The organism is Noviherbaspirillum aerium (assembly GCF_008929045.1).
GTDB lineage: Bacteria > Pseudomonadota > Gammaproteobacteria > Burkholderiales > Burkholderiaceae_D > Noviherbaspirillum > Noviherbaspirillum aerium.
This window is the reverse complement of the sequence record NZ_VFAH01000006.1, coordinates 12,929-34,617: the sequence shown is the minus strand read 5'-3', so window position 1 is coordinate 34,617 and position 21,689 is coordinate 12,929. Positions and strand designations below refer to the sequence as shown.

The window sequence follows — 21,689 nt, the reverse complement described above, 5'->3', positions numbered from 1 at the left end:
TATGGATCGCCGCAGTACACCGAGAAAAACAGCTCCGCAAACGGACTTCAACTTCAGCGACGATCCGCACTGGTACAAGGACGCCATCGTCTATCAGCTGCACGTGAAGTCCTTCTTCGATTCCAACAACGACGGCATCGGCGACTTCGCCGGACTGATCGACAAGCTCGACTACATCGCGGACCTCGGCGTCAACACCATCTGGCTGCTGCCGTTCTATCCCTCGCCGCGCCGCGACGACGGCTACGACATCGCCGAATACAAGGGCGTGCATCCCGACTACGGCAGCATGGCCGACGCCAGGCGTTTCATCGCCGAGGCGCACCGGCGCGGCCTGCGGGTCATTACCGAACTGGTCATCAACCATACCTCCGACCAGCATCCGTGGTTCCAGCGCGCGCGTAAGGCCAAGCCGGGGTCGGCGCAGCGCAACTTCTATGTCTGGTCCGATACCGACGAGGCCTATGCCGGCACCCGCATCATTTTCTGCGACACCGAAAAATCCAACTGGACCTGGGACCCGGTGGCCAACGCCTTCTTCTGGCACCGCTTCTACTCGCACCAGCCGGACCTGAACTTTGACAATCCGCAAGTCCTGAAGGCGGTGCTGAGCGTGATGGAGTTCTGGCTCGACCTCGGCGTCGACGGCCTGCGGCTGGACGCGGTGCCCTACCTGATCGAGCGCGAAGGCACCAGCAATGAAAACCTGGCCGAAACGCATGCCATCCTCAAGCAGATCCGCGCCGAGGTCGACCGCAGCTATCCGGGGCGCATGCTGCTGGCCGAGGCCAACATGTGGCCGGAAGACGTGCAGCAGTACTTCGGCGACAACGACGAATGCCACATGGCCTTCCACTTCCCGCTGATGCCGCGCATGTACATGGCGCTGGCGCAGGAAGACCGTTTTCCGATTTCCGACATCCTGCGCCAGACGCCCGAGATTCCGCCCGACTGCCAGTGGGCCATCTTCCTGCGCAACCACGACGAGCTGACGCTGGAAATGGTGACCGACAAGGAGCGCGACTATCTCTGGAACTACTATGCGTCGGAAAAGCGCGCCCGCATCAATCTCGGCATCCGCCGTCGGCTGTCGCCGCTGCTGGAGCGCGACCGCCGCCGCACCGAACTGCTCAACAGCTTCCTGCTGTCGATGCCCGGCACGCCGATCATCTACTACGGCGACGAGATCGGCATGGGCGACAACATCCACCTCGGCGACCGCGACGGCGTGCGCACGCCGATGCAATGGACTTCCGACCGCAACGGCGGCTTCTCGCGCGCCGATCCCGCCAGGCTGGTGCTGCCGCCCATCATGGACCCGCTGTACGGCTTCCAGGCGGTGAACGTGGAAGCGCAGTCGGCCGATCCGTATTCGATGCTGAACTGGACGCGCCGCATGCTGGCGGTGCGCAAGCAGCACTGCGCCTTCAGCCGCGGTTCGCTGACCATGCTGTATCCGACCAACCGCCGCATCCTGGCCTACCTGCGCGAGCACGGCAAGGACGACAATATCGAAACCATCCTGTGCGTGGCCAACGTGTCGCGCTCGGCGCAGGCGGTGGAGCTCGACCTGTCGGCCTACGCGGGCCGGGTGCCGCTGGAAATGGTCGGCGGCTCGGCCTTCCCGCCGATCGGGCAGCTGCCTTACCTGCTCACGCTGCCGCCCTACGGCTTCTACTGGTTCCTGCTGGCCGCCGAAACCCGCATGCCGACCTGGCATACGCCCGCGCCGGAGCCGCTGCCGGAACTGCAGACGCTGGTGCTGCGCCACGCCATCACCGAACTGCTGGAGCCGCCGCGCCGCGGCGTGCTGGAAAAGGACATCCTGCCGGCCTACCTGCCGAAGCGGCGCTGGTATGCGGCCAAGCAGGAAGCGCTGCAGTCGGTGCGCATCGTGCTGGCCACGCGCCTGCCGGCGCCGCACTCGCGGCCCAACGTGATGCCGACCATGCTGGCAGAACTGGAAACCACCACCGCCAGCGGCACCGAACGCTACCTGATGCCCTTCGGCTTCATCCGCGAGGAAGACATCGTCACCGCGCTGCCGCAGCAGCTGGCGCTGGCCCGGGTGCGTCGCGGCCGCAATGTCGGCCTGCTGACCGATGCCTTCGTGCTCGATTCCTTCGCCTATGTGCTGGTCGAGCTGATGCGCGAAAACACCACCATTCCTTCCGATGACGGCGAGGTGCGCTTCATTCCGACCGATGCGCTGCAGAAGATCGAGACCAGCCCGGAACCGGCGATCCGGCGGCTGTCGGCGGAGCAGTCCAACAGCTCGCTGATCATCGAGGACAAGATCGTGCTCAAGGTGATCCGCCACATCGCGCCCGGCATCCATCCGGAAGCCGAGATGGGCCGTTACCTGACCATGCTCGGCTTTGCCAACATGCCGGCGATGCTGGGCGAGGTGACGCGCCACGCGGCCGACGGCACGCCCTACACGATGATCCTGCTGCAGCAGTTCATCGACAACCAGGGCGATGCCTGGCAGTGGACGCTCGACACGCTGTCGCGGGCGATGCAGCAGACCACGGTGCCGGAAGCGGCGGCGCCCGACATGAGCACCGAGATCTCCGATCCGCATGAAGAGCTGGTGGGCCTGGCGACCAATCTCGGCCGCCGCCTCGGCGAAATGCACGCCGCCCTGGCCACGCCGACCGACAATCCCGACTTTGCGCCCCAGCCCGCCACGGAAGAGGATGCTAGGGCCTGGGCGGAAGGCGCGCGCCGGCAGCTGGAAGCCGCCTTCGATGTCCTGCGCGGCCAGACGCAGTGGAGCAGCGAGGCCGAGGGCCGCCGCGTCGAACGCCTGATCGGCCAGCGCGAGGCGCTGCTGGGCAAGCTCGATGCGCTCGCCGCCGCCGGCGTCGGCACGCTGCGCACCCGCATCCATGGCGATTTCCATCTCGGCCAGGTGCTGGTGGCCCAGGGCGATGTGTTCATCGTCGATTTCGAGGGCGAGCCGGCCAAGCCGCTGCACATGCGGCGCGACAAGATGAGCCCGATGCGCGACGTCGCCGGCCTGATCCGCTCCTTCGACTATGCGGCGGCCTTCGCCGGACGCAGCGGTCCGACCGACCTCAACGAAGCCGAGGAAGTGCGCAAGCAGCAGATCATCCGCGACTATGCGCCGAACAGCCAGGAGGCCTTCATGAAGGCTTACCGCGAAACCGCCTATACCGGCGCATTCAAGGCATCGGAAGACGCCGAGCGCGGCCTGCTGCAGCTGTTCGTGCTGGAAAAGGCGGCCTATGAGGTCTGCTATGAAGCGGCCAACCGTCCGACCTGGGTCTCGGTCCCGGTCAACGGCATGGCCAAGATTGTCGATGAATTGCTGGGCGGGACAGAAGGAGAACAGTCGCATGGCTGAGCGTACCGAAGACATGATGGAAATCGATCCGAAAACCCTGGACGCCGTGCTGCATGGCCGGCTGTCCGACCCGTTTTCCTTTTTCGGCAGGCATCCGGCCGGCGAACGCGCGGTGGTGCGCACCTTCCAGCCGGGCGCGCGGGCGGTGGACCTGGTCGAACGCATGCCGGGCAACGACGCCGGCGGGCGGCTGATCGAATCGCTCTACAACGTCAACCAGTCCGGACTGTTCGTCAGCGGCGGCAACCTGGGCCAGAACCAGGACTATCTGCTGCGCATTACCTGGCCGACCCCGGGAGGCGGCGATTTCGTGCAGTACACCGAGGATCCTTACCGCTTCGGCCTGCTGCTGGGCGACCTGGACATTCACCTTCTCGCCGAGGGACGCCATCTCGAACTCGGACGCTGCCTCGGCGCCAACCCGATGACGGTGGACGGCATCGCCGGCACCCGCTTCGCCGTGTGGGCGCCGAATGCGCGCCGCGTCTCGGTGGTGGGCGACTTCAACCAGTGGGACGGCCGCCGCCATCCGATGCGCCATCGCGTCGAGGCCGGCGTCTGGGAACTGTTCGTTCCGCGCCTCGGCAGCGGCACCCGCTACCAGTACGAGATCGTCGGCGCCGACGGCAATGTGCTGCCGCTCAAGGCCGATCCGGTCGCGCGCGCCACAGAACTGCCGCCGTCGACGGTGTCGCTGGTGGCTTCGGACGTGCCGTTCCGCTGGACCGACGATGCCTGGATGGCGTCGCGCGGCAAGCGCCATGCGCTCGACGCGCCGCTGTCGGTGTATGAAGTGCATGCCGGCTCCTGGCTGCGCATCCTTGAAGAGGACGGCCGCAGCCTGAACTGGCATGAACTCGGCGACCGCCTGATTCCGTATGTGGCCGGCATGGGCTTCACCCATGTCGAATTCCTGCCCATCATGGAACATCCCTTCGGCGGTTCCTGGGGCTACCAGCCGCTGGGCCAGTTCGCGCCCTCGGCCCGCTTCGGCACGCCGGCCGGTTTCGCTTCCTTCGTCGACCGCTGCCATGCGGCCGGCATCGGCGTCATTCTCGACTGGGTGCCGGCGCACTTTCCGTCGGATGCGCACGGCCTGGTGCGCTTCGACGGCACCGCGCTCTACGAGCACCAGGACCCGCGCGAAGGCTACCACCAGGACTGGAACACCCTGATCTACAACCTCGGCCGCAATGAAGTGTGCGGCTTCCTCATCGCCAGCGCACTGGAATGGCTGGAGCATTTCCATGTCGACGGCCTGCGCGTGGATGCGGTGGCGTCCATGCTCTACCGCGATTACAGCCGCAAGGCCGGCGAATGGGTTCCCAACAAGTACGGCGGCCGCGAAAACCTGGAAGCGGTCGACTTCCTGCGCAACCTCAACCAGACGGTGGCCGAGCGCTGCCCCGGCGCGATGGTGATCGCGGAAGAATCAACCGCCTGGCCGGGCGTGTCGGCGCCGGTGTCGGAAGGCGGCCTCGGTTTCACCCACAAGTGGAACATGGGCTGGATGCACGACACGCTGCGCTACATGAGCTACGACCCGGTCTACCGGCAGCATCACCACCACGACATGACCTTCGGCCTGATCTACGCATTCTCCGAACGCTTCGTGCTGCCGATCTCGCATGACGAGGTGGTGCACGGCAAGGGCTCGCTGCTCAACAAGATGCCGGGCGACGTGCACCAGAAGCTGGCCAACCTGCGCGCCTACCTCGGCTTCATGTGGACCCATCCCGGCAAGAAGCTGCTGTTCATGGGCTGCGAAATTGCCCAGCACACCGAATGGAACCATGACGGCTCGCCCGACTGGAACCTGCTCGACGTGCCCGGCCATCGCGGCATACAGCGCCTGGTGCGCGACCTCAACCGGCTGTATGCGGGAGAACCCGCGCTGCACCGCAAGGATACGAGCCATGAAGGCTTTGCCTGGGTGATCGGCGACGACAGCGCCAACAGCGTTTTCGCCTACCTGCGCAAGGGCAGTGACGGCGATGCGCCGCTGCTGGTGGTGATGAACATGACGCCGGTGGCGCGGGAAAACTACCGCATCGGCGTGCCGGGCGGATCATCGGGCCAGGTGGCCTGGCGCGAGATTCTCAACACCGACAACCAGGTCTACGGCGGCACCGGCATGAGCAACGGCGAAGTGCGCAGCGACAGCGAAGGACGGCACGGCCAGCCGCAGTCGCTGGTGCTGACGCTGCCGCCGATGTCGGTGCTGATGCTCAAGCCGGCCCAGCCTCTTGTCTGAGCATGGCGATCGGCATACCGCATTTCCTGACTTCGCTGCCGAGAATGGAGGCCGGCTCGGCCTATCCGCTGGGTGCCAGCTACGACGGCTACGGCACTAACTTCGCCGTGTTTTCCGCGCACGCCACCAAGATGGAGCTGTGCCTGTTCGATCCTTCGGGCCGGCACGAGGTGGCGCGTTTCGCCCTGCCGGAATGCACCAACGAGATCTGGCACGGCTATCTGCCCGGCCTGCATGCCGGCGCGCTTTACGGCTATCGCGCCTACGGTCCCTACCAGCCGGAGCAGGGCCATCGCTTCAATCCCAACAAGCTGCTGCTTGACCCCTACGCCCGCCAGCTGCAGGGCCAGGTGCGCTGGAGCGACATGCTGTACGGCTACCGCTATCACTCGCCGCGCGCTGACCTGTCCTTCGACCATCGCGACAGTGCCGGCGTCATGCCCAAGGGCGTGGTCACCGACAACAGCTTCAACTGGCACGGCGACACCCATCCGGACATTGCCTGGGACAAGACCGTCATCTACGAAACCCATCTGCGCGGCATGACCATGCGCGCCGAGCACATACCGATGCGCAGGCGCGGCACCTTCGCCGCGCTGGCCGACCCGCAGATCATCGCGCACCTGCAGCGCCTCGGCATTACCGCCGTCGAGCTGCTGCCGGTGCACGCCTTCCTGCAGGACCGCCGGCTGGTCAACCTCGGCCTGACGAACTACTGGGGCTACAACACCCTGTCTTTCTTCGCGCCGGAGCCGCGCTACCTGGCCGAGGGCTCTCCGAACGAGATGAAGCAGGCGGTGCGGCAGCTGCATGCGGCCGGCATCGAGGTCATCCTCGACGTGGTCTACAACCACACCTGCGAGGAGGGCGAGCTGGGTCCGACGATTTCCTTCCGCGGCTTCGACAATGCCAGCTACTACCGGCTGCATCCGCACAACCGCCGGCATCACATCAACGACACCGGCTGCGGCAATACCATCAACATGTCGCATCCGCGCGTGATCCAGATGGTGATGGATTCGCTGCGCTACTGGGTACAGGAATTCCATGTGGACGGCTTCCGCTTCGACCTCGGCGTCACGCTCGGGCGCGAGCATTACGGCTTCGACCCGGGCGCCGGCTTCTTCGATGCGCTGCTGCAGGACCCGGTGCTGTCGCGCGTCAAGCTCATTTCCGAACCCTGGGACATCGGCCCAGGCGGCTACCATGTCGGCAATCATCCGCCGGGCTTCGCCGAATGGAACGACCGCTTCCGCGACGATGTGCGCAGCTTCTGGCGCGGCGACGCCGGCAAGCGCGGCGCGGTCGCCGCCCGGCTGCTCGGCTCGGCCGACCTGTTCAACCACCATCGGCGGCGCTCCTGGGCCTCGGTGAATTTCGTCACCGCCCATGACGGCTTCACGCTGCACGACCTGGTCAGCTACAACCGCAAGGACAACACGGCCAACGGCGAAGACAACCGCGACGGCAGCAACGAAAACCACAGCCGCAACTGGGGCGAGGAAGGGCCGACCGCCGATCCGCTCATCCGCGCCACGCGCGAACGGGTGAAGCGGGCCATGCTGATGACGCTGATGTTGTCCAACGGCACGCCGATGCTGCTGGGCGGCGACGAGTTCGGCCGCACCCAGCAAGGCAACAACAATCCCTATTGCCAGGACAACGAGCTCTCGTGGTTCGACTGGAGCCTGGCGGAAACGGAACAGGGGCGGGCCCTGATCGATTTCACCCGCCGCTGCATCGCCGCCCGCCTCGCCACGCCAACCCTGCGCAGCACCCGCTTTCTCGCGCCCGCGTTGAAAATTTTGCATGGCATGCCCGATATCAGCTGGTTCGACGAGACGGGCAGCGACATGACGCAGGAGCGCTGGGACTTCTCGGAAGGACGCCTGCTGGCGCTGCGCCGCATCGCCGCGCATCCCGAGGCAGGCGCGATTTCTGCTTCGCTGCTGCTGCTCAATGCCTACTCGGAGGACCGCAGCTTCGTCCTGCCCAGGCCAGTCATGCCCTGGCGGGTGCTGCTGGACGCCGCCGAAGGCCACATCCATGCCGGCGGGCAAAAGGGGAAGCAAGCCGAGCGCCGTCCGGACAACAACATGATCAACGTCTCCGCGCATAGCGCGGTCTTACTCATAGCCGACAATGTCAACATTTAATCCCAGCTTTGGAGCGCAGCTCGTTGCGCCGAACCGTACCCGCTTCCGCCTCTGGGCGCCGGGCAAGGAAAAGATCAGCGTCGAAATCGAACACGGAAGCAGCGTGCCGATGCAGGCGCTCGATGACGGCTGGTTCGAAGCCGAAGCCGATGTCGGCGCCGGCACGCAGTATCGCTTCCGCGTCAGCGACGGCCTCGCGGTGCCGGACCCGGCTTCCCGCGCCCAGGCCGGCGACGTGCACGATCCCAGCATCGTCTGCGACCCCAACGCCTATCAGTGGCGCAACACCGGCTGGAAGGGCCGGCCCTGGCACGAGACGGTGCTGTATGAACTGCATCCCGGCGCCTTCGACGGCTATGCCGGCGTCGCCCGGCAGCTGCCGGCGCTGGCCGAGCTCGGCATCACCGCCATCGAACTGATGCCGATCGCCGACTTCCCCGGCGCGCGCAACTGGGGCTACGACGGCGTGCTGCCTTATGCGCCGGACGCGGCCTACGGCTCGCCGGAAGCGCTCAAGAGCCTGATCGATACCGCGCACGACCACGGCATCATGGTCTTCCTCGACGTGGTGTACAACCACTTCGGGCCGGACGGCAACTACCTCGGCGCCTATGCGCCATCCTTCTTCCGCGACGACATCAAGACGCCCTGGGGCCAGGCCATCGATTTCCGCAAGCCGCAAGTGCGCGACTATTTCATCGAGAATGCGATCTACTGGCTGAGCGAGTACCGCTTCGACGGCCTGCGCTTCGATGCGGTGCATGCGATCAGCGAAAAGGACTTCCTGATTGAAATGGCCGAGCGCATCCGCGCCGCCGTGCCGTCCGACCGCCATGTGCACCTGGTGCTGGAGAACGACGACAACTCCGCCAGGCTGCTGGAGCAGTCGCCGCGCCTGCTGTACAACGCGCAGTGGAACGACGACATGCATCACGCGCTGCATGTGCTGCTGACCGGCGAACGCGAGGGCTATTACGTCGGCTATATCGGCCAGCCCGAGGAAAAGCTGGCGCGCGGCCTTGCCGAAGGCTTCATCTACCAGGGCGAGGCCTCGATCTATCCCGGCGGCGAAAAGCGCGGCGAGTCCAGCGGCCATCTGCCGCCGACCGCCTTCGTCAACTTCCTGCAGAACCACGACCAGATCGGCAACCGCGCCTTCGGCGAACGGCTGACCACGCTGGCCGACCTGCATGCGCTGCGCGCGGCCAGCGCCTTGCTGCTGCTGTCGCCGAACATCCCGATGCTGTTCATGGGCGAGGAATTCGGCGCGACCCAGCCTTTCCTCTACTTCACCAGCCACCTCACGCCGGAACTGGCCGATGCGGTGCGCGAGGGACGGCGGCAGGAATTCGCCAAATTCTCCGCTTTCAGCGATCCGGCCACGCGGGAAAGGATTCCCGATCCGAATGCGGAACAGACCTTCCTCGATTCCATCCCGGCGGCCGACGCCGACGTGGCCGGCGCCTGGCGCGACTGGACGCGCGCGCTGCTCACCATCCGCCGCGAGCAGATCATGCCGCGCCTGCAGGGCGCGAAGGCGCTCGGCTCCGAAGTGCTGGGCCCCTCCTCGGTGAAGGCCCGCTGGAAGATGGGTGACGGCAGCGTCCTGATGGTCGCCGCCAATCTCGGCGATGCACCGGTAAAGATCGACTATGAGCGCCTGGCCGACGGCAAGGGCGGCACCATCCTGTTTGAAACCGATGGCGTGGAAGACGCCGCCCCCGGCGGACAGCTGCCGGCGCATTCCTTCCTCGCGGTCCTGGAGCCTGAAGAATGAACGACGCCGACATCATCGAACTGGCAAAAGCAGCCGGACTGGTACAGGACTGGGTGGCCGCCAACGGCGAGCCGAAGAAGGTGGCGCCGGACGCCATGCGCGCGATACTGGAGGCGCTCGACCTGCCCTGCGGCACGGCCGAGGACTGCGCGGCCAGCAGGGAAAAGCTCAGGCTGCTGGAAGACGGCGGCAGCCTGCCGCCACTGGTGACCGGCGTGGTCGGCCAGCCGGTGAAGCTGGGCCATGTCGCTTCGCTGGCCGGCAAGAGCTACCGCATCGAGCTGGAAGAGGGCGGCGCGGGGAACGCAGCGGACACCTTGAGCGGACAGTTCGGCGGCGATGCTTCCGCCGCCCTGGAACTACCGGCCATCGACCGTCCCGGCTATCACCGCCTCATCGCTGGCGATCAGCAAGCCACGCTGGCCATCGCGCCGCCGCGCTGCTTCGGCGTGGCCGATGCTTTGGCGGCCACGCCCGGCCTGCGGCGCGACCCGCGCCTGTGGGGACTTGGCGTGCAGCTGTATTCGCTGCGGCGCGACGGCGACGGCGGCATCGGCGACTTCGGCGCGCTGGCGGCGCTGGCGCGCAAGGCGGCCCGGCATGGCGCGGCGGCGCTGGCGATCAGCCCGGTGCATGCGATGTTTTCCGCCGACGTCCATCGTTTCAGTCCCTACGGTCCGTCGAGCCGGCTCTTCCTGAACGCATTGCACATCGATCCGGCTGCCGTGCTGGGGCCGGAAGCCCATGCAGCGGCGGTCGCCGCGGTCGGTCCCGATGCCGCGCAGCAGCTGGCGCGGCTGGAGCAGGAAGCGCTGGTCGACTGGCCCGGCGCCGCAACGCTGAAGCTTTCGCTCCTGCGCCAGCTGTACGAACGTTATCTGCAGGCCGGCAATACCGCCGAGTTCGATGCCTTCCTGCGCGAAGGAGGCGACGCCTTGCGCGACCATGCCCGCTTTGAAGCCATTCATGCGGCGCGCATCGCCGCCGGCGAGAACGGCGACTGGCGCAGCTGGCCGCAGGGCCTGCGCGATCCGCGCGGCGCCGATGTGGAAAGCTTTGCCCGCGAGCACGCGGACGAAGTCGGCTTCCATGCCTTCCTGCAGTGGCAGGCGGCCAGGGGGCTGTCAGGTGCGCAGAAGGCCGCGCGCGAGGCCGGCATGCCGATCGGCCTGATCACGGATCTCGCGGTCGGCGCCGACAGCGCCGGCAGCCAGGCCTGGAGCCGCCAGACGGAAATCATCAATGGCCTGTCGGTGGGCGCGCCGCCCGACGTGATGAACACCAAGGGCCAGAGCTGGGGCATCGGCGCCTTTTCGCCGGTGGCGATGAAAGCCAAGGGCTTCGCCGCCTATCTCGAAATGCTGCGCGCCACCTTCGCGTATGCGGGCGGCGCGCGCATCGACCATGTGCTCGGCCTGGGCCGGCTGTGGCTGGTGCCGCACGGCGCATCGCCCGAACAAGGAGCCTATCTCACCTATCCGATGCAGGATCTGCTGCGCCTGATTGCGCTCGAATCCTGGCGCCACAAGGCGATCGTCATCGGCGAAGATCTCGGCACCGTGCCGGAGGGCTTCGACAAGCTGCTGGCCGACGCCGGCCTGCTCGGCATCCGGGTGCTGCTGTTCCAGCGCAACCAGGACCGTTTCTTCCGGCCCGACGAATGGCCCGGCAGCGCGATCGCCACCACCACCACGCACGACCTGCCAACCATCGCCGGCTGGTGGCAGGGGCGCGACATCGACTGGCGGCGCGACCTCGATCTGCTTGCCACCGGCGAGACCGAGGGCGATGCCCGCAACAGCCGCGACCGCGAACGGCGCGAACTGTGGCAGGCCTTCAATGAAATCGGCTGCGCCGGCGGCAGCATGCCGGATGCCAGTGCGCAGGCCGCGCCGATGGAAGCGGCGATCGACTTCATCGGCCAGGCCCCGGCGCCGCTGGCGATGCTGCCGATCGAAGACGCGCTCGGCCTGACGGAGCAGCCCAACCTGCCCGGCACCATCCATGAACATCCCAACTGGCGCCGCCGCATGCCGCACACGGTCGATACCATTCTCGACGACGCGACCGTGGCGGCGCGGCTGGCCATACTCAACCGTTCCCGTTCCCCAAGAGGAGATCACTGATGTCCATCCCGCGCGCAACTGCCCGCCTGCAGCTGCATAAAGACTTCACCTTCGACCAGGCGGCCGAGGTGGTGCCGTATTACGCGTCGCTTGGCATCAGCCACATCTATGCATCGCCCGTCCTGACCGCGCGCAGCGGCTCCAACCACGGCTACGACATCGTCGACCCGACCCGCATCAATCCCGAGCTCGGCGGCGAGGAAGGCTTCCGCCGCATGGTGCGCCGCATCCGCGAGGCCGGCATGGGGCTGATCCTCGACATCGTGCCCAACCACATGGGCGTGGGTCCGGAAAATCCCTGGTGGCAGCATGTGCTGGAATGGGGGCAGAAGAGCCCGTATGCCCGCTGGTTCGACATCGACTGGAACCCCGCCGACGAAACCCTGCAGGGCAAGGTGATGGCGCCTTTCCTCGGCCAGCCCTACGGCGAAGTGCTCGCCTCCGGTGAGATCAAGCTGCAGTTCGATGCCCTGCGCGGCAAGTTCTACGCCAGCTACTATTCGCACCGCTTTCCCATCGGGGCGGCGGGGGTTGCCGACCTGCTGAAATCGGTCGATTCGGCGCGCCTTGCGCCGGCGATCGCCGCCTTCGAGGAAGGCCGGGACGAGAACGGCGACATCACCCAGCAGAATGCCGACACCGGCTTCGGCATCCTGCGCGAGCTCGGCCAGACCGCCGAAGGCGCCGCCGACATCGCGGTGGCGGTCAACAATTATTCGGCGGCTTCGCCGCAGGGCATCGAAGCGCTGCACGGCCTGCTGGAACGCCAGCATTACCGGCTCGCGTGGTGGCGCTGCGCGGCCGACGGCATCAACTGGCGGCGCTTCTTCGAAGTGACCGACCTGGCCGGCGTGCGGGTCGAGCAGGATGACGTGTTCGAAGCCACCCATGCGCAGATCTTCCGGCTTTACACCGAAGGCCTGATCGACGGCGTGCGCATCGACCATGTGGACGGCCTGGCCGACCCCGGCGCCTACTGCCGCAAGCTGCGGCGCCGGCTGCAGGCGCTGACATCGCAGCGTCCCCCCGAGCTGCCGCCGGCGCCGGCCTACATCATCGTCGAAAAGATTCTCGCGCCCGACGAACAGCTGCGCAGCAACTGGGAAATCGACGGCACCAGCGGCTACGACTTCATGGACCGCGTCGGCGCGCTGCTGCACGACGGCGAGGGCAAGCAGGCGCTCACCGATCTGTGGTGCCACCTGACCGACCACCAGCACAGCTTCGACGAGGAAGTGCGGCTGGCCAGAAGGCAGCTGCTGGCCAGCAACCTGTCCGGCGAATTCGAGGCGGCCGCGCGCGCGCTGCATGCGGTGGCGCGCACCGACCTGCGCACCCGCGACTATTCGCTCGGCGCGATCCGCCGCGTATTCGCCGAACTGCTGGTGCATTTCCCGGTGTACCGCACCTATGCCGACAGCAACGGCCGCGACGAACTCGACCAGCAGGTGATCGACCGCGCGCTGGAATGCGCGCGCCAGAGCGTGGACCGCAACGAAGGCGCGCTGCTCGACGTCATCGCCCGCTGGCTGGGCGGCGATGCGCCGCGCGATTCGGCCAATCCCCGCGTGCGGGCGCTGCACCAGCGGGCCATCACCCGCTTCCAGCAGCTGACGCCGCCGCTGTCGGCAAAGTCGGTGGAAGACACCGCCTTCTATCGTTACGGCCGCCTGCTGTCGCGCAACGAGGTGGGTTCCGACCCGGCGCAATTCTCGATCCCGGTGCAGGAATTCCATGAGGCCAACCGCGTCCGCGCCGAGCGTTTTCCGTTTTCGATGCTCGCCACCGCCACCCACGATCACAAGCGCGGCGAGGATGTCCGCACCCGCATTGCCGCCTTCAGCGAGATGCCGGAGGAATGGTGCCGCACCGCGCGCGAATGGATGAAGCTCAATGCCGCGCTACGCACCGGAGCGCCGGCCGCCGAATTGCCGGCTGACGACGCCGGCCCCGAGGGCATCGCGCCGCATCCCGCCGATGAACTGATGCTGTACCAGATGCTCGCCGGCGCCTGGCCGGTCGGTCTTGAGCCGGACGATGAAGAAGGGCTCAAGCAGTTCGCCGAACGCATCGAAGCCTGGCAGACCAAGGCGCTGCGCGAAGCCAAGCAGGTCAGCGACTGGGTGATGCCGAACGAAGCCTATGAAGCCGCCTGCAGGAAGTTTCTGCATGCGGTCCTGACGCCGGGCGAAGACAACCGCTTCCTTCCCGAACTCGCCGCCTGGGTGCAGACCGTCGCGCCGGCCGGCATGATCAAGAGCCTGGCGCAGACCATGCTGCGCATGACCTCGCCCGGCGTGCCGGATCTGTACCAGGGCACCGACTTCTGGGACTTCAGCCTGGTCGATCCCGACAACCGCCGGCCGGTCGACTATGCGGCGCGGCGCGAGGCGCTGGAATTCACCGATGCGGAAGAGCCCGGGACGGATGCCTGGGAAAGCGGCGCCATCAAGCAGCATGTCATCGCGCGCACGCTGCGTTTTCGCGCGCGGCAGCCCGACCTGTTCATGCGGGGCGACTATCTGCCGCTGGAAATCGAAGGACCGCTGGCATCGCATGCGATCGCCTTCGCCCGCCGTCACCAGGACAAGACGGTGGTGGTGGTGGCGGCGCATCTGCCGTGCCGCCTGCTCGGCGGCGAACGCGGGCCCGTACTGCAGCCCGATAGCTGGCAGGAAACCGCCATCCGCGTCCCGCAGGAAATGGCGGCGGACATGCGCGAACTGCTGACCGGGCAAACGATGGCTCCGAGCGCCGGCCGCCTGCTGCTGAGCGAGGTGTTGCAGGGCTTGCCGGTGGCGCTGCTGTTCAATGGACCGGATGCGGAAGAGGCCCCGGCTTTCACTGCAAGCAGCGAGCGTGACACCGACGCCGACCCCGATGCGGAGGTCGCCGCAACCGACAGGAAGGATGCGACGGCGGAAACGGAAAAGGAGAGGGCGGGCCCGACCTGAACCGGCGAAAGCTCGGGGCGTGCAGCATCGCCAGCAGGGCCGGCAGGGCCGTGGCCATGGGTACGAAACCCATGGCCACGGCGGGTCCCGTGCGCTTCACCGATAATGCCTTTCATCCAGATTACGACCTTCGTGGAGTGACCGATATGAACCTTCGTCGCAGCAGCCAGCTTGTCCTCGCCGGCAGCCTGATTCTCAGCCTCATCGCCTGTTCGCGCTCCGGTACGGACGAAGCGCCGCAAACGCCCCAGGCACCCCAGGCGCCGCAGTCCGCTGCGCCGGCCACGCAAGGACAACAGGGAGTGCAGGTTCAGCAGGGGCCCGCCGGCACGCCCGCGCCCGTCACCGGCTCGGGCGTGGAATTGCCCAGCTTCGTCAACCTGGTCAAGCAGCAGGGCCCCACGGTGGTCAACATCAGCGCCACGCGCCATGCGCAGCAGCAGGGCGTGCCGGCCTTGCCCGAAGGCCATCCGCTGCGCGAATTCTTCCGCCGTTTCGGCCGCCAGCAGCAGCCCGATTCCGGTGAAGCGATCGCAGCCAGCCTCGGGTCCGGGTTCATCATCAGCGAGGACGGCTACGTCCTCACCAATGCGCATGTCATCGCCGACACCGACGAAGTCATCGTCAAGCTGACCAACAAGCGCGAGTACCGGGCCAAGGTGGTCGGCGCCGACCCGTATACCGATGTGGCGCTGCTCAAGATCGATGCCAAGGGTTTGCCGATGGTGAAGGTCGGCGATCCCGGCAAGCTCGAAGCCGGCGAATGGGTGGCCGCGATCGGCGCGCCGTTCGGCTTCGACAACAGCGTCACGGTCGGCGTCGTCAGCGCCAAGGGGAGACTGCTGCCCAATGGCAGCTACGTGCCCTTCATCCAGACCGATGTCGCGGTCAATCCGGGCAATTCCGGCGGGCCCCTGTTCAGCACGCGCGGCGAGGTGGTCGGCATCAATTCCCAGATCTACAGCCAGACCGGCGGCTACATGGGAATTTCGTTCGCGATTCCGATCGATCTGGCGATAGGCATCTCCGAGCAGCTGCGCCAATCCGGCAAGGTCACGCGCGGCCGCATCGGCGTGCAGCTGCAGGAACTGACGATGGACCTGGCATCGACGCTGGGCATGAAGGACACGCAAGGCGCGCTGGTCGCGGCGGTACAGCGCGGCGGCCCCGCCGACCGTGCCGGCATTCGTCCCGGCGACGTCATCCTCGCGCTCAACGAGCAGCCGGTGCAAAGCACTGCGGACCTTGCGCGGCTGATCGGCGGCACCAGGCCCGGCAGCACGCTCAGTGCGCAGATTTGGCGAAGCGGCAACACCAGCACGGTAAAACTCGCGGTCGAAGCATTGGAGTAATAAACCCGCGGTTTCGCAAAGTCACTCTTGATGCATTAAGGTAAATTAAAGGAAGCATAACGACAGCAGCCTATCGCGCAGCCTCACATCGGCCCATTGACCTCATGGACACTTCGACGCTTGTATGGATATCCGCATTCGTCGGCATGGCGTCCCTGTTGGTACTCATCATCTGGTCCATCCGCCGGCACCGCGATCCCCGGCTGCGCATTGAATGCGATTCTCCGATTGATGAACTGATTCCCTCACTGGCAGGACTGACCTTCAGCACGGCCGTGCCAGGCAATGCCGTCGACATCCTCGAGAATGGCGCCTTCTTCGACGCGCTCATCGATTCCATCCGTTCCGCACGGCATTCGGTGCATTTTGAAACCTTCCTGTGGAAAGAGGGCGAACTCGGCAACCGGATTGCCGAGGCTCTCGCGGGGCAGGCCGCGGCGGGAAGACAGGTGCGGGTGCTGCTGGATGGCAACGGCGCCCGCAAGCTGGGCGATGCGGCGCGCCGGCAAATGGAAGACGCGGGATGCAAGGTGGTGTTTTTCCATAATTACCGGCTGCGCAACATCGGCGTGCTCAACGACCGTACCCACCGGAAGATGGTGATCGTCGATGGACGCGAAGCATTCGTCGGCGGCCATTGCATTGTCGATACCTGGCTGGGCGATGCCGAGGATGGAAAGCACTTCGGCGACATCAGCGTCCGTTTGCGCGGCCCGATCGTACATGGCGTGCAATCCGCATTCAGTGAAAACTGGACCGGCGAGACCGGTGAACTGTTCGTCGGCGACAAGGTGTTTCCGCCGCTGGCGCCGCAGGGCGATGTCGTGATGCATGCCGCCTTTGCCAAGCCCGAGGGATCGGCGCCCGCGGTCAAGATACTCCACCACACCGCGATCTGCCTGGCCCGCAAGCGTATCTGGATCCAGAATCCGTATTTCATTCCCGAACCGGACGCGATCGACGCGTTTGGCCAGGCCGTATCGCGCGGTGTCGACGTGCGCGTGCTGATGCCGTCCGCGAGCGGCTCTGACAATCCGATGGTGCAGCATGCAGGCCATCGCAATTTCGAAAAGCTGCTGCGGTGCGGCGTGCGCCTGTTCGAATATCCGCATACGCTGCTGCATCAAAAGGTCATGACCATCGACGGCGTATGGTGCGCAATCGGCTCCAGCAATTTCGACGACAGGTCTTTCGAAACGAATGACGAAATCACGCTGGGCCTGCTTGATGCGGCCATCACCCGCCGGCTGGATGACATATTCGAAAAGTATGCGGCGCGCGCCACGGAACTCTCCCTTGACGACTGGAACAGGCGCGGCATGCTCCACAAGATAAGCGATCATGCCTGCTATCTGATCAATGAGATTCTCTGACCGGCTTGCATGAAGGAACCGGCATGACCGGTCGTTTTCGGCCCCGGGTTTGACCGACTTCTGGTACGTGCTCGCCAGGCCATCACGCCATCGGGAACCGCCTTTGGCGCTGGAAGGCTGAACTCCGGCTGCGTATTGAAGGTGATGCTCCGATCGATGAATCGATACATAACAGGGCCATGGTTCCAAGCAGGTACGCATGATCTGGAATGACATGACCATTAAGCTGCGATCCGGCCGATATGGCGATCTCGTCCGCAAGTGTTCTTTTCTGCCAATCCGCTTCAACAGCATAAGCGCGCTGGACTCCCGCAAGCTTCTTTTCTGGAGCGTTAGATACGCCACATGGATCAATTAAGCTGTGGCAATGCAATGCAAGGCTGGGTGCATATTTCATGTTTCCCTTGTTCAGCTCGGCGCTGGGGCGAAATGTGGTTGTCCCGTATCGCCTCTGCCGGTCTCTAAACCAGGTTTATTCCGCTGTTTAGTCTCTTCGAGACTTGATTGAGCTTTCTCAATTTGACATCATGGCAACGTTTCAAAGCGCTTTGAATGCGCTAACATGAATTCAAAGCGGTTTGAAATGCAGGGGAGGAATGAATGCTGATGCGTCAGGGAAAATTTTTTCTTGTGTTCGATATTGGCGGCACGAGTATCCGTACGGGCCTCTACAACGAGGAGCACCGTCGCCTGGAGCGGTTCCGCAAGACCTGCACTCCGAATTTCATGAACCGGGAAGACGCTTCAAGCGAAGCGATCGTCGAACAAATGCTTGGCATGCTCAAGCAGGAGGCGGACGCGTTGTGCGGGGAGTGTCACCTGGCCGGCATCTGCGCCGCGCTGCCGTCGCCGATGGCGCCGGACGGCACGCTGTGGCGTATGCCCACCGTGCTCGGCCCGCGTGACCCGGGCGGCTTTCGCCTCCAGGACAAGCTGCAAGACCTCTGGCCTGACGTGCCGGTCGCCATGCTCAACGACGTCAGCGCCGCGGGATATTACCGGGTAGCCCAGGGCGGACGGGATTTCGCCATTGTCACCATCGGGTCGGGCATCGGGCTCAAGGTGTTCCTCGATGCGAAACCGCGTACCGGACCGAACGGACGAGGCGGCGAAATCGGGCATTTCAGCGTTCACGAGCCGATCGCCGGCGATCTCGCCTGCGACTGCGGAGGCGGTCTTCATCTCGGCGCGGTGGCTTCCGGGCGCGGCACCCTGCGCGTGGCCCGCCACATGGCTGCGGCTGATCCTGTGGCCTATGGCAAGTCGCTTGCGGCCAGGCTGGCCCGCGATACCTGCGGCTGCCTGAGCAACGAGGTTCTGGTCGCGGCATTCCGCGACAACGATCCCTGGACCGTGCAGGTCATGACGGTATCGGCATCGCATCTGGCGAAGGCGCTCGCCTTTCTGCACCTGTCGCTGGGACTCGAGGAGATCGTTCTGGTCGGCGGCTTCGCCAGCGCCTGCGGCGACAAGTACCGTGAACTGCTCGCACACCTTGCCGGCCGGTACGCGTGGGATACCGGACAGGACTGGAGCGCCATCATCCGCACCGAAACCCAGCCCGATACCGTGGCATTGGAGGGCGCGGGTTACTTCATGGCGACGCGGCCGGTGCATAGGCAGTGCGAGGCGCAGCATGCCTGAGCGGCTCCACCGCTTCGCCGAAGCAGAGTTCAAGTGGGAATGCGCGCACGGCGGCATCGAGACCATTGCCTTCGCGCGCGTGCTGGGAAGCATGGCCATCAACTGGGTGGACCTGGTGAGAATCCCCCCGGGAAACAGCATCGGTTGCCATACCCATGGCCATGAGGACGAGGAGGTCTACATCGTCATTGACGGCAAGGGGATTCTTACCATGGAAGAGCGGCAGGTCGAGGTCGGCGCCGGCGATGTCGCACACAATCCGCCCGGCGGCAGGCATGGGCTCTACAACCATGGCGAACGGGAACTGCGTCTCGTCGTCGTTGGCGTTCCGGCTTGCCCGGTTCGCTCCGCCGCGGCGTCCGGCACGGTACCTGATGCAGCCGAGGCATGTTGACCCAATCAAGACGAGGAGCAGCTATCGTGTTTGAAACACATCATCAAGGCGTCATCCGCCGACAGCAGGCGGCGCCCGCACCGCAATACAGCATTCGCATGGAATGCCGCAAACGCCAGGACTACGGCGTCCATCTCACCGCCGAAATCCTTTCGCCGGAGCACTCCATACTGCCGGCGCTGCTGGCGGGGCGCAAGGCGCTCGCCGTCACCACGTCCACGGTCTACAAGCTCTATGGCCGCCAGCTCGAACAGCTGATCCGGCACTGTGGACTGGACATGCGGGTGCATGTGCTGGAAGGCGGGGAAATCAACAAGACGCTTGCCTCGGTCGAACGCGTTTGCCGGGAGGCGCTGGACGCAAAAATGGACCGCAAGTCCGTGCTGGTCGGCATTGGCGGCGGTGTCTGCACCGACGTGGTGGCGATGGCGGCGTCGGCGATCCGGCGCGGTATCGAACACATGCGCATCCCGACCACGCTGATCGGGCTGGTCGACGCCGGCATCGGCCTGAAGGGCGGCGTCAATCTCGGTAGCAAGAAGAATTATTTCGGCTGTTTCAATCCGCCCAGCCAGGCCCTGCTCGACCCGCTCTTTCTGAGCACGCTGCCGGAAAGCTGCATACGCTTCGGCATGGCGGAAATACTGAAGATGGCGCTGGTGACCGACCACGAGCTGTTCCGGTTATGCGAAGGCCACCAGCAGGCGCTGATCGAAAGCCGTTTTTCCGATCCCTGGGAGATAGGGCGGGAAATCATCTGGCGTTCCACCCGCTCGATGCTGGAAGAACTGCAGAAGAACCCGTATGAAGACCAGACCTATCAGCGCCTGGTTGACATGGGCCATTGTTTCAGCCCCGCGCTGGAAGCCGCGACCGGCTACCGCATGCATCACGGCGAAGCGGTCGCCATCGACATGGCGCTGACCGTTACCCTGGCCGAGTCGCTCGGCATGATGGAGCCGCAGGAGCGCGACCGGTTCGTGGCCGTGCTGCGCCAGGCCGGGCTGCCGATCCATGCGCCGGAGCTGACTCCCGCCTTGTGCCAGGCGGCGCTGGACGAGGCGGAGCAGCACCGGGGCGGCGCAGTGCACTTCCCCATTCCTGTCGAGATTGGCCGCTGCCTGTTCATCGAAGACCGGGCAAAGCTGCCGAACAGGCTCATCGAGTCGGCGCTGCGGCGCCTTGCCGGCGAGGCGCGGGAAATGCATCTGAACCTGAACACGCATTAAGCAAGAGTCGTTTCCATGCGGCGCTTCCTTGTTAAGGAGGTGCATCCGTGCATTCATGCATCAGCGCATCTCTGCGTCCGCCGCAATGATCACGCGCCGCGTGGCAATCCGCAATGCAGAAGGGAGCTTTCATTCATCATGCAGGTTTTAATCATCGGCTCAGGTTTTGTGGGACGCTGTCTCGCCGTCAGGCTGGCCAGCGAGGGACACGATGCCACGCTGGCATCGCGCCACCGTCCGGCCGGTCTGGCGCCGGAACTCGCCTGGCTCGGCCTGGACGCCGCGGATCGCGATGCGTTCGCCGCCGTGCTGCATCGGCTGCGTCCCGATGCCATCGTGCTGGTGCATGGCCCGTCCGATATTTCGCTCTGCGAATACAGTCCGGATGAGGCGATGTGCAGCCATGCGGTGATCGCCCGCAACGCCTGCCGGCTGGCGCCGCACGCATACAAGCTGCTGGTCTCGACCGACAACGTGTTCGACGGCAGGCAGGAAAGCTACGCGGAAGACGCGCCGCCGCTTCCCGCCAATGCCTACGGACGCGCCAAGCTGGCCGCCGAGCAGGTGCTCTCGCAATGCAGCGGCGACTTCCTGATTGCGCGCACCAGCCTGGTCTACGGCTGGGAAGAGGCGGATCGCGGCTGGATCAATTTCTTTGCGCTGGCGCTGCGGCGGCTGGCCGCGGGCGACATCCTGGAAGTGCCGGATGCCCTGTGGAATACCCCGATTTTCGTCGAAGACGCGGCCGCGATCTACACCCGCTGCATCGAGCAGTCGGTCATGGGCATTCTGCACGTGGCCGGCCCGCAGCGCATCAGCCGCCTCGACTGGGCCCGCCTTCTCGCCGACGAATATGAGCTGGATGCGTCGCTGATCCGGCCGATCGCCGCCGATGCCTCCCGCTATTTCTGCCGGCCCCGCAATTCCTGCCTGAGCAGCCACCATCTTCCCGCATTGCTCTCGGCCTGGCCGAACGTGCAATGCCGCTCGCCGGCGCAGGCGGCGGTACACATGAAGCCCCTGCTGCACGGGCATCTCCCGATCAACAAGGAATGAACAG

13 protein-coding genes are annotated in these 21,689 nt (G+C 65.5%); 12 read left to right on the top strand and 1 reads right to left on the bottom strand.

Going from position 1 to position 21,689, the window contains the following annotated elements; all coding sequences use genetic code 11:
* Nucleotide 1 precedes the first annotated feature (1 nt).
* The 8 genes from treS to FH061_RS10935 all read left to right on the top strand — a co-directional run bounded on the left by treS (nucleotide 2) and on the right by FH061_RS10935 (nucleotide 17,362).
* Nucleotides 2–3,370 (top strand): maltose alpha-D-glucosyltransferase, encoded by a 3,369-nt coding sequence (treS, locus tag FH061_RS10970; protein ID WP_151635871.1) that lies wholly within the window; start codon nucleotides 2–4, stop codon nucleotides 3,368–3,370.
* The gene (gene glgB, locus FH061_RS10965; RefSeq protein WP_151635870.1) at nucleotides 3,363–5,624 is read left to right on the top strand and encodes a 1,4-alpha-glucan branching protein GlgB; all 2,262 of its coding nucleotides are present in this window, start codon (nucleotides 3,363–3,365) and stop codon (nucleotides 5,622–5,624) included. The genes treS and glgB overlap by 8 nt, the downstream gene beginning before the upstream one ends.
* A gap of 2 nt (nucleotides 5,625–5,626) precedes the next feature.
* On the top strand, nucleotides 5,627–7,780 hold the full coding sequence (glgX, locus tag FH061_RS10960) for a glycogen debranching protein GlgX (protein ID WP_151635869.1): 2,154 nt from the start codon (nucleotides 5,627–5,629) through the stop codon (nucleotides 7,778–7,780).
* Complete coding sequence (gene treZ / locus FH061_RS10955; RefSeq protein WP_151635868.1) at nucleotides 7,767–9,557, top strand: malto-oligosyltrehalose trehalohydrolase; 1,791 nt, start codon at nucleotides 7,767–7,769, stop codon at nucleotides 9,555–9,557. The genes glgX and treZ overlap by 14 nt, the downstream gene beginning before the upstream one ends.
* The gene (malQ, locus tag FH061_RS10950; RefSeq protein ID WP_151635867.1) at nucleotides 9,554–11,683 is read left to right on the top strand and encodes a 4-alpha-glucanotransferase; all 2,130 of its coding nucleotides are present in this window, start codon (nucleotides 9,554–9,556) and stop codon (nucleotides 11,681–11,683) included. Before treZ ends, malQ begins: the two co-directional genes overlap by 4 nt.
* Entirely contained in the window at nucleotides 11,683–14,637 is a 2,955-nt protein-coding gene (treY, locus tag FH061_RS10945) for a malto-oligosyltrehalose synthase (protein WP_151635866.1), read from the top strand. The genes malQ and treY overlap by 1 nt, the downstream gene beginning before the upstream one ends.
* Before the next feature lie 146 nt (nucleotides 14,638–14,783).
* A complete protein-coding gene (locus FH061_RS10940) occupies nucleotides 14,784–15,989 on the top strand; it encodes a Do family serine endopeptidase (protein ID WP_151635865.1) in 1,206 nt (401 codons plus the stop codon).
* Between the two features lie 104 nt (nucleotides 15,990–16,093).
* Nucleotides 16,094–17,362 carry a phospholipase D-like domain-containing protein gene (locus FH061_RS10935; protein ID WP_151635864.1) on the top strand — a complete coding sequence of 423 codons (1,269 nt, stop codon included), beginning with the start codon at nucleotides 16,094–16,096 and terminating at the stop codon, nucleotides 17,360–17,362.
* 82 nt (nucleotides 17,363–17,444) lie between these two features.
* Here the strand turns inward: FH061_RS10935 and FH061_RS10930 are convergent, their stop codons facing one another.
* The gene (locus FH061_RS10930) at nucleotides 17,445–17,759 is read right to left on the bottom strand and encodes a hypothetical protein (RefSeq protein ID WP_151635863.1); all 315 of its coding nucleotides are present in this window, start codon (nucleotides 17,757–17,759) and stop codon (nucleotides 17,445–17,447) included.
* A gap of 203 nt (nucleotides 17,760–17,962) precedes the next feature.
* Between FH061_RS10930 and FH061_RS10925 the strand changes: the two genes are divergently transcribed.
* The 4 genes from FH061_RS10925 (at nucleotide 17,963) to FH061_RS10910 (ending at nucleotide 21,685) form a co-directional block, all read left to right on the top strand.
* Nucleotides 17,963–19,006, top strand: a complete 1,044-nt coding sequence (locus tag FH061_RS10925; RefSeq protein WP_151635862.1) for an ROK family protein — start codon at nucleotides 17,963–17,965, stop codon at nucleotides 19,004–19,006.
* Nucleotides 18,999–19,400: a cupin domain-containing protein gene (locus FH061_RS10920; protein WP_151635861.1), complete on the top strand. Its 402-nt coding sequence runs from the start codon at nucleotides 18,999–19,001 to the stop codon at nucleotides 19,398–19,400. Before FH061_RS10925 ends, FH061_RS10920 begins: the two co-directional genes overlap by 8 nt.
* Nucleotides 19,401–19,426: 26 nt before the next feature.
* A complete protein-coding gene (locus FH061_RS10915) occupies nucleotides 19,427–20,629 on the top strand; it encodes a sedoheptulose 7-phosphate cyclase (RefSeq protein WP_192805004.1) in 1,203 nt (400 codons plus the stop codon).
* A gap of 138 nt (nucleotides 20,630–20,767) precedes the next feature.
* Nucleotides 20,768–21,685 (top strand): SDR family oxidoreductase, encoded by a 918-nt coding sequence (locus FH061_RS10910; RefSeq protein WP_192805003.1) that lies wholly within the window; start codon nucleotides 20,768–20,770, stop codon nucleotides 21,683–21,685.
* The last annotated feature ends 4 nt before the right edge of the window (nucleotides 21,686–21,689 follow it).